General features: G+C 71.7%; 13 protein-coding genes. 2 read left to right on the top strand and 11 right to left on the bottom strand.

Translation table 11 applies throughout. The features are described from left to right. Positions 1-57: 57 nt before the first annotated feature. Together OWR29_RS29290 and OWR29_RS29285 are read left to right on the top strand one after the other, a co-directional pair. Entirely contained in the window at positions 58-2,385 is a 2,328-nt protein-coding gene (locus OWR29_RS29290; protein ID WP_267566516.1) for a putative bifunctional diguanylate cyclase/phosphodiesterase, read from the top strand. Between the two features lie 60 nt (positions 2,386-2,445). Further along, the gene (locus tag OWR29_RS29285) at positions 2,446-3,354 is read left to right on the top strand and encodes a proteasome assembly chaperone family protein (protein WP_267566515.1); all 909 of its coding nucleotides are present in this window, start codon (positions 2,446-2,448) and stop codon (positions 3,352-3,354) included. On the opposite strand, the gene OWR29_RS29280 is transcribed toward OWR29_RS29285, so the two are convergent. The 11 genes from OWR29_RS29280 to OWR29_RS29230 form a co-directional block, all read right to left on the bottom strand. Then, the gene (locus OWR29_RS29280) at positions 3,355-4,095 is read right to left on the bottom strand and encodes an alpha/beta hydrolase (protein ID WP_267566514.1); all 741 of its coding nucleotides are present in this window, start codon (positions 4,093-4,095) and stop codon (positions 3,355-3,357) included. It abuts the gene before it with no gap. Between the two features lie 9 nt (positions 4,096-4,104). After that, a complete protein-coding gene (locus OWR29_RS29275; RefSeq protein ID WP_267566512.1) occupies positions 4,105-4,749 on the bottom strand; it encodes an alpha/beta fold hydrolase in 645 nt (214 codons plus the stop codon). Between the two features lie 48 nt (positions 4,750-4,797). After that, positions 4,798-5,448, bottom strand: a complete 651-nt coding sequence (locus OWR29_RS29270) for a hypothetical protein (RefSeq protein WP_267566511.1) — start codon at positions 5,446-5,448, stop codon at positions 4,798-4,800. Then, a complete protein-coding gene (locus OWR29_RS29265) occupies positions 5,445-6,854 on the bottom strand; it encodes a selenium-binding protein SBP56-related protein (protein WP_267566510.1) in 1,410 nt (469 codons plus the stop codon). Before OWR29_RS29265 ends, OWR29_RS29270 begins: the two co-directional genes overlap by 4 nt. Before the next feature lie 59 nt (positions 6,855-6,913). Then, the gene (locus tag OWR29_RS29260) at positions 6,914-8,929 is read right to left on the bottom strand and encodes a sensor histidine kinase (protein WP_267566509.1); all 2,016 of its coding nucleotides are present in this window, start codon (positions 8,927-8,929) and stop codon (positions 6,914-6,916) included. A gap of 29 nt (positions 8,930-8,958) precedes the next feature. After that, positions 8,959-9,582: a tRNA (guanosine(46)-N7)-methyltransferase TrmB gene (gene trmB, locus OWR29_RS29255; protein WP_267566889.1), complete on the bottom strand. Its 624-nt coding sequence runs from the start codon at positions 9,580-9,582 to the stop codon at positions 8,959-8,961. 64 nt (positions 9,583-9,646) lie between these two features. Continuing rightward, a complete protein-coding gene (locus tag OWR29_RS29250; protein ID WP_267566508.1) occupies positions 9,647-10,609 on the bottom strand; it encodes a TolB family protein in 963 nt (320 codons plus the stop codon). Positions 10,610-10,708: 99 nt separating this feature from the next. Next, positions 10,709-11,029 (bottom strand): ArsR/SmtB family transcription factor, encoded by a 321-nt coding sequence (locus OWR29_RS29245; RefSeq protein WP_267566507.1) that lies wholly within the window; start codon positions 11,027-11,029, stop codon positions 10,709-10,711. Continuing rightward, positions 11,026-11,472, bottom strand: coding sequence for an SRPBCC family protein (locus OWR29_RS29240; protein WP_267566506.1), 447 nt, complete (start codon positions 11,470-11,472; stop codon positions 11,026-11,028). Before OWR29_RS29240 ends, OWR29_RS29245 begins: the two co-directional genes overlap by 4 nt. 45 nt (positions 11,473-11,517) lie before the next feature. Next, on the bottom strand, positions 11,518-12,768 hold the full coding sequence (aroA, locus tag OWR29_RS29235) for a 3-phosphoshikimate 1-carboxyvinyltransferase (RefSeq protein ID WP_267566504.1): 1,251 nt from the start codon (positions 12,766-12,768) through the stop codon (positions 11,518-11,520). Between the two features lie 122 nt (positions 12,769-12,890). Continuing rightward, a partial coding sequence (locus OWR29_RS29230; protein ID WP_267566502.1) for a GNAT family N-acetyltransferase occupies positions 12,891-13,262 on the bottom strand: 372 nt, incomplete at its 5' end.

Here is a 13,262-nt window from a genome sequence, read left to right as displayed (position 1 = left end):
CGAGCCTTCGTGATCGTTGTGTTCAACCAGAGACCTGTCCGGCCGATATTCCGTAGCGTGACGATCGACCGCCCCGTGGCTCGGCTGCGCCCGACCCCGCTTCTCGCCACAGCCGTCCTCATGCAGGTCACCGCCATAGTGCTGTATGCGGTCAACGCCACCCAGCCGCGCTTCAGCCCGGCTTGGGGCTGGCTGCCGGGAATTGTCATGATGGTGGTGACAGCAATCGCATGTTGGCAGACCGCCGGCACGGCGGGGCTCGACCGCGTCGCCGCCCGGCTGTGGCGCTCGATCGCCTGGTGCTCGGCGCTGGTCGCCCTGGGCTCGATCGGGGACGCCCGGCAGTCCCTGCTCGACCCCGAGCGGGTAAGCCAGCAGCAGCACGACCTGCCGACGTCGATCGCCTACGCGGCCGCCGTCATCATCGTCATCTGGGCGCTCCTGCGCCTGCCCCTGGGCGGCAACCGCAGCACCACGACGCGATTCGTCCTCGACGCGCTCACCATCGGCGTCACCGTGACCGTCTTCGCCTGGTACTTCACGGTCCGGGCCCTGAGCAGCGGCGACGCGCAGCGCACCACCGTGCCCATGATGATGCTGGCCGTGCTGGGCCTGATCGTGGCGCTGGCCCTGGTCAAGGTGGCGATGACCGGCATGGGCGGCCTCGAGCAGGGCACGCTGCGCTGGTTCGCCGCGGCGGCCGTCGTGGGCACGGTCGGTGGCGGACTCGTCCCGCTGGTGGTGCATATGCCGCCCGGCCTCAGCGTCTCGCAGATCTTCAGCCCGGCCACCATGCTCTGCGTCGCGCTGGCCGCCGACCGGCAGCGCCGGGCCGCCGGTCAGCCGCTTCGGCCGGCCCGGCGCCGGTTGTTCAGCGTGGTCCCGTACGCCGCGGTGGCCGCCACCGACGCCCTGCTGCTGTGGGTCAGTGGCGACTCGGGCCAGGTCGTGCTCGTCGTCGCGATCGCCGCCACCGCGCTGACGACGCTGGTCGCCGTGCGCCAGATCGGGGCCCTGCGCGAGAACGGGCGCCTGCTGAGCCGGGTCGACCAGCAGTTGACCCAGCTCAACGAGTACCAGGCCGAGCTCACCCACCGGGCCACCCACGACGGGCTGACCGGGCTGGCCAACCGCGCCCTGTTCGAGCAGGCGGCGCAGGAGATGCTGGCCCTCGACCAGCCGCTGTGCCTGGCCATGATCGACCTGGACGACTTCAAGACGATCAACGACCGGCTCGGGCACGCGGTCGGCGACGCCTTCCTCACCGCCATCACCGAGCGCCTGCAGGCCAACCTGCGGGCCGGCGACGTCGCCGCCCGGCTCGGCGGGGACGAGTTCGGCATCCTGCTGCCCGGTCTCACCGGCGCCGACGCGGTCGCCCTGCTGCGCCGCATCGACGAGGCGATGAACCTGCCGCTGAGCGCCGCCGGTCACGAACTGGTGGCCCGGGCAAGCGTGGGCGTGGCCGAGACGTGGCCCGGCGCCACCGCCTTCGAGCTGCTGCGCCGGGCCGACCTGGCGATGTACTCGGCCAAGGACGCCGGCAAGGGCCGGTTCGCCGTGTACGACGCCGCGCTCGAACGCACGCACGAGGCCGACCAGCGGCTGGGCGCCGACCTGCGCCGGGCCCTCGACGCCGGCGAGTTCACGCTGGCCTACCAGCCGATCGCGTCGCTGCCGGACGGCGCCTGGACCGGTCTGGAGACGCTGGTGCGCTGGCCGCAGGCGAAGATCGGCCCGGACACCTTCATCCCGGTCGCCGAGCGCACCGGCCTGATCGTCCCGCTCGGCTCGTGGATCATGCGGACGGCCCTGGCCCAGCTGGCGGCCTGGGAGGCCGAGTTCGGCGACGACGCGCCCCGGCACCTGGGGGTCAACGTCTCGGCCCGGCAGCTGCGCGAGCCGGGCTTCGCCGGTGAGGTCCGCGACGCGCTGATCGAGTTCGGCGTACGCCCGGACCGGTTCGTCGTCGAGGTGACCGAGACCGCGGTCTTCGACGGTGGTGTCGCGCTGGACACATTGGTCGCGATCAAGGCACTCGGGGTCCGGGTGGCGCTGGACGACTTCGGCACCGGCCACTCGTCGCTGGGCCTGCTCCGGACCGTGCCGGCCGACTCGCTGAAGGTCGACAAGTCGTTCGTGGCCGGCATCGGGGGCGCCTCGGAGGAGGCGGTGATCGCGTCGGCCATGATCCAGATCACGGAGGGGCTGCACCTGGGCGCGGTCGCCGAGGGGGTCGAGACGGCCGCCCAGGCGGAAACGCTTTACGAGCTGGGCTACCGTTTCGCTCAGGGGTACCACTTCTCCCGCCCGCTGCCGCCGGCCGAGGTGCGCTCGCACCTCGCCGGGAGCCGGTTGGCAAGATCGTCCCCGGCCCGGAATTAAACGCCGGGCCCGGTTGTTCGCACGGTTTACCCCCGTACCAGGAACCCAGGAGGCCTCGACGTGCTCGATCCGAACGAGCTCTACGAGCTGGCCGACGAGCTGCCCGAGACGAGCGAGCCGGTGCTGGTCCAGGCCCTGACCGGATTCGTCGACGCCGGCAGCGCCATCCAGCTCGCGCGCGAGAATCTGCTCGAGCGTCTCGACAGCCGGGTCGTCGCCACGTTCGACCTCGACCAGCTGCTCGACTACCGCTCCCGCCGCCCTCCGATGATCTTCGACGAGGACCACTGGGTCAGCTACGAGCAGCCCAGCCTGGCCCTGCACCTCGTGCGCGACCAGCTCGGCACCGAGTTCCTGCTGCTGGCCGGCCCGGAGCCCGACCTGCAGTGGGAGCGTTTCATCGCGGCCGTGACCGGCCTGGTCGAGCGGTTCGGGGTGCGCCTGACGGTGGGCCTCAACGCCATCCCGATGGCCGTGCCGCACACCCGCCCGGTCAGCGTCACCGCCCACGCCACCGACAAGTCACTGCTCGGCGATCGTGAGCCGTGGCTGCAGAAGGTGCAGGTTCCGGCCAGTGTCGGCAATCTGCTCGAGTTCCGGCTGGGCGAGAGCGGCCACGACGCCATGGGCTTCGCCGCCCACGTGCCGCACTACCTGGCCCAGACGACCTACCCCGCGGCCAGCGAGCTGCTGCTCGACTCGGTCTCGTCGACCACCGGGCTGGCCCTGCCGACCGGCGAGCTGCGCGAGGCCGCCAAGATCGTCCGGGAGGACGTGGACAAGCAGGTCGCCGACGACGAGCAGGCCGGCCGCCTGGTCACCTCGCTCGAGGCCCAGTACGACGCGTTCCTGCGCGGCCGCGAGGGCAACCTGCTGGCCGACGACAACCGGCCGCTGCCGACCGCGGAAGAGCTCGGCGCCGAGCTCGAGCGCTTCCTGGCCGAACAGCAGAACCGCGAGAACGAGTAATTAGCCCTTGGAGATGAAGTCCAAGGCGCGCGGGATGTGCCTGTCCCAGAAGGACCACTCGTGCCCGCCCGGCTCGAACTCGCTGTCCAGCGGGAGGCCGGCGCGGGCACACGCGTGCACGAAACGCTCGTTCTGCTCGAACAGGTGGTCGCCGGTGCCGCAGCGCAGCATCAGGCGTGGCAGGGTGGCCTTGTCGGCCCGCTCGAGCAGGTGGAACAGGTCGTCGTCGGTGCCCGCGGTGTCCCGGTCGGCGAAGACGCGGTCCATCACCTCGCGGATGTGCGGGCGGTCGTCGTTCTTCTGCAGCCAGGCCACGTCGAGCGCGCCCGAGAGGCTGACCGCGGCGGCGAACCGCTCGGGCTGACGCAGCGCCCACTTGAAGGCGCCGTAGCCGCCCATCGAGAGCCCGGCCACGAACGTCTCCTCGCGCTTCTGCGAGACGTTGAAGAACCGCTGGACCACGCGGGGCAGCTCGTCGGACAGGAACGTCCAGAACCTCATGCCGTGCGCCTCGTCGGCGTAGAAGCTGCGGTGCACCTGCGGCATCACCACGGCCAGCTTGTGGTCGTAGGCGTACCGCTCGATCGAGGTGTACCTGGTCCAGGCGGTGTGGTCGTCGGTGAGGCCGTGCAGCAGGTAGAGCACGGGCGGCGGCGTCGGCCCCTCCTGCGGCAGCACGACGGTCATGGACGTGGCTAGGTCGAGCGACTCGGCGTAGAAGTCAACGTGGATCAGGGCCATCGGCCCACCCTAGAGCAGCGCGCGCAGCCGGGCCGCGAAACCTTCCGGGTCGGTGAGGTGGCCGAACGCGCGGTCCGGGGCGGGGGCCGGGCGGCCGGTTCCGGCTCCGGCGACGACCAGGCGGCGGGTGGGTGGTTGCTCTTTCCAGCCCGCGTACGCCTTCAGCAGGGCCGGATCGCGCCGGGGCTCAGCGAAGGGCCGGTAGTGCTCGGGCACCGCCGCCAGCCCGGCCGCACCCAGCAGCCCGTCGACCGTGCCCGGCAGAGCCCCGGTGGGCTCGTCCAGGGTGAGGACGCAGTGTGTGGCGTACGCGTCGGCGAAGGCCACCGCCAGCCAGGCCGCGGTGCCGTGGCCGACCACGATCGGCGCCCGGTGCAGCTGCAGCCCGTGCACCAGGCCGGCCAGGTCGGCGGCGATCCGCTCGAGGCTGTAGTCGGAGCGCGGCGGCGTCTGGCCGTGACCGGGCAGGTCGGGCGCGATCACCGTGCACTCGGTGGCCAGCTCGGCCGCGACCGGCCACCACATGGTCCGGTCGAACAGCAGCCCGTGCAGCAACAGCACCGGACGGCCGTACTGGCCCCACCGGTCGTAGACGATCCGGTTGAGCGGGCTGTTCGTGGCGTGCGTGGAGCGGCGCGGAGGCTGCGGCTGCATGGCCGACCGCATACCCCGCCGCTCCGGATTGAATGCGCCGCCAGGCTACTAATTAGCTGAGAGTGCGATGGTCAGCGCGCCCGTCCCGACCATGACGCCGGCCCACACCCGATCCATGTTGAACCAGGCCCGGCGCAGGATGCTGACCCCGACGAACTCGTAGACGGCGAAGGCCAGCCCGGCCATGACGGCGAACATCGCCAGGGTGTGCACCCCGGCCGCGGCCAACCCCTCGAGGGCCGCGACCGGGGTGCCGTCCAGGCTCATCCCCGGCATGGCGTGATCGGCGTGGCCGGCCATCGCGCCCGCGGCCAGCACGGGCAGCAGCATCAGCCCGGCGCCGTGGGCCGACGACATCAGGAACGACCACCCGGCCAGCTGCGCGGACGACAGCCGCATGCCGGCCCAGCGGAAGTGCCGCTCGGAGAGCAGCCGCCACAGGCCGAAGGCCACCAGCACGAGCCCGCCGACGATCCCGACGACATTGCCGGCCACCACCGACTCGGTCGCCGAGACCACCGCCGCCACGATCGCCACCGAGGCCAGGTGGCCCAGGGCGATCGGGGGCAGCGACTTCAGCAGGACGGTGCGGGAGCGTTCCTGCATGCCCCGGGCCACCGCGAACAGCCAGCCCATGGCCGGGTTGAGCCCGTGGAAGGCGCCCAGCCCGGCCAGGGCCAGCAGCTGTCCCCCGCTCACGCGGAGGGGAAGCAGTACGAGTCGGAGCTGGCGTCGCCGCCCTGCAGGCGGGTCTGGTGCACGCGGCGGCCGCGGAACTCGTCGCCGTGCGGGAAGAACTGGGGGTCGACGGCGATCCCGCCGCCGTCGGCCACGTCGATCTTGGCGAGCCAGGCTCCGACGCCGTCCGGATAGAACTGGTCGTCCCACGACCCGTACAGCGAATTGGTCACGTAGACCCGCTTGCCGTCACGCGACACCTCGACCATCTGCGGGCCGCCGGCCAGGCGCTCGTCCGGGAAAGACGGGTGCGGCACGCGGCCGACGATCCCGCCCAGGCGCACCGAGCCCACCTCGACCGGGTGGAACGGGTCGCTGACGTCGTACTGCTTGAGCTCGCCGGTTCCCCAGCACGACACGTAGAGGAACTTGTCGTCGACCGAGAGGTCGATGTCGGTGACCAGCGGCGGCACGGCGCCGAAGGGCTGCAGCGCGGGCGGCAGGTCCTCGGTGGCGGCGGGCTCGGCCGGAATGTCGATCACCTTGGTCACCTTGAACTCGCCGGCCTCGCGGTGCCACACCCAGACCGAGGCGGACAGGTCCTCGACGCTGACCACCACGCCGACGAAGCCGTACTCCTTGGTCGGCTCGTGGGCCGGGCGCAGCTCGAGCGTCATCTGGTACTGGTCGCCGAGGTCGACCGACTGCACCAGCGTGCGCTTGGCCAGGTCCCAGAAGTGCAGCCGGTGGCCGTACTTGCGGCCCAGCAGCAGCTCCGGGTTGATCCCGTCCTCGATCATGTCGGGCGTGCCCCACTCCGAGGTGACGAGCACGTCGCGGGTCAGGTGCCACCAGAAGTCGTACGCGAGGAACTGGTCGCCCCGGTCGGCCTCCCACTGCCCGCGCACCTCGAACGTGGTGTGGTCGAGCACGGCGATGCCGCCCGGCCCGCCGCCGTCGGTGCCGTTGCCCAGCGCCGAGACATAGATGCCGTCCGGTCCGCAGTGGATCGTGTGCGGCCGCGAGTAGCCCGACTTCGACTTGAGCTCCTCCGGCGAGATCTCCTTGACGATGCGGGGCGCCCGCGGGTCGTCCTTCGTGTCGATCACGTAGAGGCGCGACGACCGCAGGCCGGGCACGATCAGGTAGCGCCGCTCGACGTGCGGGTGCGGCGCGGTCGGGCAGAGCGCGCTGCTGCACGCGTTCCAGCCGAAGTGGTGCAGCTCGTCGCCGGTGTGCGGCAGATCGGTCCAGCCGACCACCCGCCCGTACGTCTCGGAGGCGGGGTCGGTGTCGATCACGGCGATCGCGTCGGGCTGCTCGGCCGCGCGGTCGAAAGCGGCCACATAGGCCAGCTTCTCGGCCGGGGCGCCCGCCGCGTCGCTCGGGGAGGCGTAGAACGTCGGATCAGGAGTCCACCGGGTCATGTCGCTCATCCTCACCCGGCAGCCGGCTCGTGACCAGAGTCACAACTGTCAACAGGTGGTCAACGAGCGTCCAGGGGCAGCCGGACGAGCACGGTCGTGCCCTTCGCCTCGTGGTCGACCAGCTCGATGCTGCCGTGGTGGCGGCTGACCACCGCCCGGCTCAGGGTCATGCCCAGCCCGGTGCCCGGCATCGCCGAGTCGCGGGCCCGGCTGGTGCGGTAGAGCCCGGTGAACAGCTTCTCCCGCTCGTCGACCGAGACGCCCAGCCCGGTGTCCGAGACGGCCAGCTCGGCCGCCCGGCCCGACGCCTTGAGCGTGATCCCGATGTGCCCGCCGTCCGGGCTGTACTTGACCGCGTTGCCGATCAGGTTGTCGACCACCTGGCGCAGCCGCTTGCGGTCCCCCGGCAGCACCAGCTGGTCGGGCAGGTCGTCCTCGATGACCAGGGGCGCGCCCGCCACCGCGTCGCGGGCCTTGGCCACCGAGTCGCGCACCACCTCGGCCAGGTCCATCGGGGTGAGCTGGACGTCGGCGTGCCCGCCGTCCAGCGCCGACAGCTCCATCAGCTCGTTGATGATGTCCTTGAGCTGGTTCGCGTTGCGCTCGATGACCGCGATCAGGCGTGGCCCGTCCGAGATCAGGCTCACCTCGTCGGCCTCGCGCAACAGCTCGGTGTAGGCGCTGATCGAAGTCAACGGCGTCCGCAGCTCGTGCCCGACCAACGCCAGGTACTCGTTCTTGCTCCGGACCAGCTGCCGCTGCAGGTCTTCCACCAGGTGCTTCTCGACGAACTGGCCGATGTGCGCGGCGATCCCGGACATCAGGGCCAGCAGCTCGTCCTCGGGGTCCTCGACGGTGTCGGCGAAGACGGTCAGAACCCCGAGAGTCTCAAATCCTTCCCGTACGGGCACCGCCAGCGCCGTGTGCAAGGCCCCCGAGGCGGCGGTCTCGGGCGAGATCAGGCTCTGCGGCCGCCCGACGTCGCGGATCCACAGCGGCTTGCCCACCTGCCACGCCCGCCCGGCCAGCCCCACCCCGAACGGCAGGTCGGCCGGCACCTCGATGTCGGACTGCCAGCCCGGGGCGCTCCACCGGGCCACCGAGCGGACCACCCCGGCCGCCTTCTCGACCAGCCACAACTCGGCGTGCACCCACTCCAGGGTGCCGACCACGGCCTCGAGCACGCGCGGACCGGCCGCCTCGATGCTCGGCGCCTCGGCCAGCGCCGTGGTGACGGCCAGTTCGCACGTGCGAAATCGCTCGACCCGCTTGCGCCGGGTGACGTCCTGCACGGCCTGCACGGCGCCGACCGTCTGCCCGCCCGGGCCGATGATCGGATGGGCGTCGACCAGATAGTGCCGCTCGCGGCGGTTGAGGCCGGGCAGCACCATGTCGCTGTCGTGCAGGTGCTCACCCTGCAGCGCGCTGCGCAGACCCAGGTCCTCGCCGGCGGGTCCGATGTCGGCCCAGATGCGGCGCATCCGCTCGTTCACGAAGACGATCCGGCCCTGCTCGTCGCAGGCGGTCACGCCGTCGTGCAGGCTGTCGAGCACGGCGTCCAGGAAGCGGCGCTGACGGTCGATCTCGTACCGGGACAGCTGCTCGGTGATCAGCAGCGCGCCGACCAGCGCGGCCTCGGCGACCGAGGACTGCTCCTGGGCCGACCAGGTGCGCGGCTCGGCGTCGGCGGCGCAGCACACGGCCAGCACGGCGCCGTTCCGGTCGCGCATGGGATGGCCCAGGTAGGCGCCGGTGCGGCCGGGCGGCACCCGGTCGTCGGCCGAGAGGTCGTCGATGACCAGCGGCTCACCGGTCTCGGCGACGACGGCGGCCAGGCTGCCCTTGAGCGGGGCCTCCGACCGCCAGTCGGCCAGCCCGTAGCCCCCGTACAGCTTGAGGGTGTCGTCGCGCACGAGGTAGATCACGCCGACCGGGGCGTTGGCGGCCCGCGCGAGCAGACCGGCCAGCTCGTCCGCGCCGCCGCCGTCCAGCGAGGCCGGGTGCAGCTCGGCGACCTCGTGCAGCAGGTCCTCGTCGAGGCGCCCGGTGCGCGACGACAGCCCGGCGTCTTCCACCCCGTCAGCCTATAAGGTGCTAATTGCCGTCAAGGGGTCTTTCGTCGGTAGCGCAGATCCGTGATGGGCCGGCCGGCTCCGGCGCCCCGCCGCTCGAACTTCGTCTCGGGACGGCCGGACCGGTCGTTGTCGAGAAACTCGAGGCCGGGGTCGGCGTCGAGCGTCTCGGCCATCGCCTCGGCGTAGTGCGGCCAGTCGGTCGCACAGTGCAGGACGCCGCCCGGGGGCAGACGCTCGCGCAACAGAGCGATGTTGGCCGGTTGGACGAGGCGCCGCTTGTGATGACGAGCCTTGGGCCACGGATCGGGGAAGAAGATGTGCACACCCGCGAGGCGGCCGGGCGGCAGGCGGTGCACCAGCTGCATCGCGTCACCCAGGGCGACCCGTACGTTGGAAAGCTCTTGATCTTGAATTTCGGCCAGCAGGTTGCCGATGCCGGGGGTATGGACCTCGATGCCCAGGTAGTCGCGGGCGGGGTCGGCCGCGGCGGTGGCCGCCAGGGTGTCGCCCATGCCGAAGCCGATCTCGAGCACCTTCGGCGCGTCCCGGCCGAACAGCTCGTCCAGGTCGAGCGGGGTGCGGTCGCCGTCCCGGACGGTCAGGCCGACGCTGGGCCAGAGGGCGGCGTGCGCGTCGGAGTGGCGGGCGCTCATGCGGCCCCGGCGCGGGTGGAAGGTGCGGATCGGCGGGTGGGTCACGCTGCCTTTCTACTTCATTTCATCGCACCGGCTGGACGCTGGGCTGCGAGCCCTCGTGGAACGGGGTGCGGGCGCCGCCGGCCAGGCCGACGATCATCACCCACGAGCCCTTGCCGTACTGGCCGGTGACCATGGCCCGCTTGGCGTCGAGATAGGCCATCTCGCGGTCGAGCGCTCCCCCGACGGTCCGCTTGGCCCGGGTCTTCGTGTCGTACTCGACCAGGTGGACGGGCTGGTCGGTCGCCTTGGTCTCGCCCTTCTCGTACGCCGTCCAGGCCAGCTTGGCGCCGTCGGACCGCCAGCTCGGCACGACGGCGAAGCCCTTGTTCTGCAGGCTGCCGCCGCCGTACGCCGCGATCGTCTGCTCGCCGCCGGTGGCCACGGTGCCCACGCTCAGGCAGGCGTCGTAGACCGACTCGCAGTCGCCGCCCCGGAACGCCACCTTGGTGCCGTCGGGCGACCAGGCGACGGCGTCGTCAGTGCTCAGGCGCTCGCTCAACGACCCCGAGCGGGCGGTCACCGGCGACGGCTCGGGCGGCAGGTCCTCGCCCCGGCAGTCGCGCGGGAACAGCACCTCGGCCTGGCCCCCGGCCGCGGCGATCTTGTAGACGCCGGGCCCGCCCGAGCACGACAGCGAGGCGAAGGCGATCGACTTGCCGTCCGGCGACCACGACGGCCCGGCCGCGGCCCGCGTCGACAGCTGACGCCGGCCGCTGCCGTCGGCCCGCATCACCCACAGCAGGCCGCCCTTGAGGTAGGCGATCGACTTGCCGTCGGGCGACCACCGGGGCCGCGCGTGGGTGCCGCCGGTGGTGAGCCGCTTCTCGGTGCTGTTCTTGCTGACGTAGATGTCGCCGTTCCGGACATACGCCACCAGACTCGACAGGCTCACCGGCGCGGCGGCGGCCTGGGCCACCGCCGGGTGCAGCATCGCGGCCGCGGCCACCCCGGCCATCGCCAGATTTCCGACCAGCACCTTCATGACGAACGCCCCCCGACGCGCCGGACCTGCTACGTACACCGAGAGGATCGTCGCAACCGTTGTGCTCCTAAGAGATTCCTGACCCGAAACCCCGGAATTTCACTCCTCCGCGCCTGATTCGGCCAGCTTCCTGATAGTGGCGAGGCGGTCGTCCCACCGGCGGGCGGCCGCGGCCATCCAGCGGGCCGTCTCGTCGAGGCGTTCGGCCCGTACGACGTAACGCATCTCGCGGCCCTGCCGGTGCGCGCGCACCAGGCCCGCCCGCTCGAGGACACCCAGGTGCTTGACCACGGCCTGCCGAGTGACGGGCAGATCCGCGGCGAGCACGGTGGCGGTCGCTTCCTGGCCCGCCAGCCGGTCGAGCAACTGCCAGCGGGTCGGGTCGGCCAGCGCGGCGAGCACCTGCAGCTCGGCGGTCACTTCTCGGCGTACTCGCGAACGATGTCGACGATGCCGCGCCAGCCCTCGTTGTGGCTGTCGTAGCCGGCGGTGTCCTCGCGCCCGGCCGGCAGCGGCACCGTGGCGAAGCCCGTCTCGACCACGCGCAGGCGGGTGCCCTCGGCCTCCGGCTCCAGGAAGAACTCGACCAGCGTGGCGTTGCTCTCGGTGGCCACCTCGCCCGGGAAGCCGCTGGCCCACCGGTACGCGAGATAGCGCGGCGGCTCGACCGCGACGATCAGGGTCGGGAAGACGCCGTACTGCCCGTGGTCGAGCCGCATGATGCCGCCGGGCCGCAGGTCGATCTCGGCCGGCTCGCCCTGCCCGAACCACACGCCCACGTGCTGCGGCTCGGTGATCACCGCCCACACGCGCTCGACCGGCGCCTTGACGAAGGTGTCGCGCTCGATCCGGTCCCTGTCCATGCCGTCTCCCTCGCTCGCATGATGTGCAACCCTAGAGTTGCACGTTCAGCCGAGCGACTCAAGGTCGGCGAAGAAGCCCGGGTACGTCTTGGCCACGCACCCCGGGTCCTCGAGCTCGATGCCGGGCACACGCAGGCCGAGCAGGGCCAAGCTCATGGCCATGCGGTGGTCCTCGTATGTGTGGAAGACGGTCGGGCGCGGCTCGCCGGGGTGAATCGTGAAGCCGTCCTCGTCCTCGACCGCGTCGACGCCGGCCCGGCGCAGCTCGGTGACCATCGCGCCGATCCGGTCGGTCTCCTTGCCCCGGATGAAGCCGATGCCACGCACCCGGGTCGGCGAATCGGCGAACACGGCCACCGCGGCCAGCGTCTGCGCGGTGTCGGAGATGTCGGCCATGTCGACGTCGATGCCGCGCAGCCGCCCCGACGAGGTCACGGTGATCGCATCGACGGTGCGGGTGACCGCGGCGCCCATCAGCTCTAACACGTCGGCGAACCGCACATCACCCTGCAGGCTGCCGGTGCCGAGCCCCCGCACGGTCACCCGCCCACCGGCGACGGCCGCCGCCCCGAAGAAGTAGGAGGCGGCGCTGGCGTCGGGCTCGATGCCGTAAGAACAAGGTTGGTATGAGCTTTTCGGTACGGCGAGACCGTCCACGCGTACGCCGAAAGCAGCCATGACGGCCTTGGTCATCTCCACATAGGGCACGGAGACAAGCTCGGAGGTCAGCGACACGGCGAGCCCGTCGCCGAGCAGCGGCCCGGCCATCAACAGCCCGGACAGGAACTGGCTGGAGACGTGCCCACTGACGTGCACGGCGCCGCCACGCATGAGGCCGCTGACCGCCGCCGGCAGAAAGCCGGGCTCACCCAGTTCCTCGACCTTGGCGCCCGCCTGCCGCAAAGCGTCGAACACCGGCCCGAACGGGCGCGCCCGCAACTGCGGGGTCCCGTCCACGACGGTCCGAGTGCCGAAGAGGGCCGCCGCCGGCAACACGAACCGCGACGTGGTGCCCGACTGCCGCGCGTCGATGACCGCCCCTGGCTTCGGCGCGCCGCCGCCTCGCACCACGACGGTCTGCTCGCTTTCGTTCGCCTCCACGCCGGCACCCAGCGCCTGGATCGCACCCATCATGGCTTTGGTGTCATCCGCGAACAGCGCCCCACGCAGGGTGGAGACCCCCGGCGCCAGGGCGGCACAGATCAAGGCCCGGTTGGTGATGCTCTTGGACCCCGGCGGCCGCACCTCAGCGTCAAGCTGCCGCCCCACCACCCGCACAGTTTTCGTCAGCGTCATGCCGCCATCCTCCGGGTGCCCCAGAGTCGCGGCACCGCACATTTCCGACAGCTGGGACACGCCAGCGGTAGCGGAGCAGGCCCGGGCGTCGGCCGTCGCCAATGCCCGGGCCGTCGCGCCGGTCAGTCCAGCGCTATGTAGAGCCGCTTGCCGGTCGGGCGGAAGCCGACGCGTTCATACACCCGCCACGACTCGTTGCCGGAGGCTTCGAGCCAGGCGACCTCGGCGCCACCGGCGAACAAGCGGGCCGCGACGGCCGCGGTGACGGCGCCCGCCAAACCACGGCGACGGTAGGGGGCCCGGACCGCGATGCCGCCGACTTCGCTGACCCCGTCACTCGGCGGAACCGCTTGGCCTCCACCGACACAGACGCCGTCGCCGTCGCGATTGCCCTCGCCGTCGCGATTGCCCTCGCCGTCGCGATTGCCCTCGCCGTCGCGGTTACCCTCGCCGACGCCGTCGCGGTTACCCTCGCCGACGCCGTCGCGGTTACC

It is taken from the genome of Paractinoplanes pyxinae (assembly GCF_026626335.1).
In the GTDB taxonomy this organism is placed as follows: Bacteria; Actinomycetota; Actinomycetes; order Mycobacteriales; family Micromonosporaceae; genus Actinoplanes; species Actinoplanes pyxinae.
This window is presented reverse-complemented; position numbering and strand designations above follow the sequence as displayed.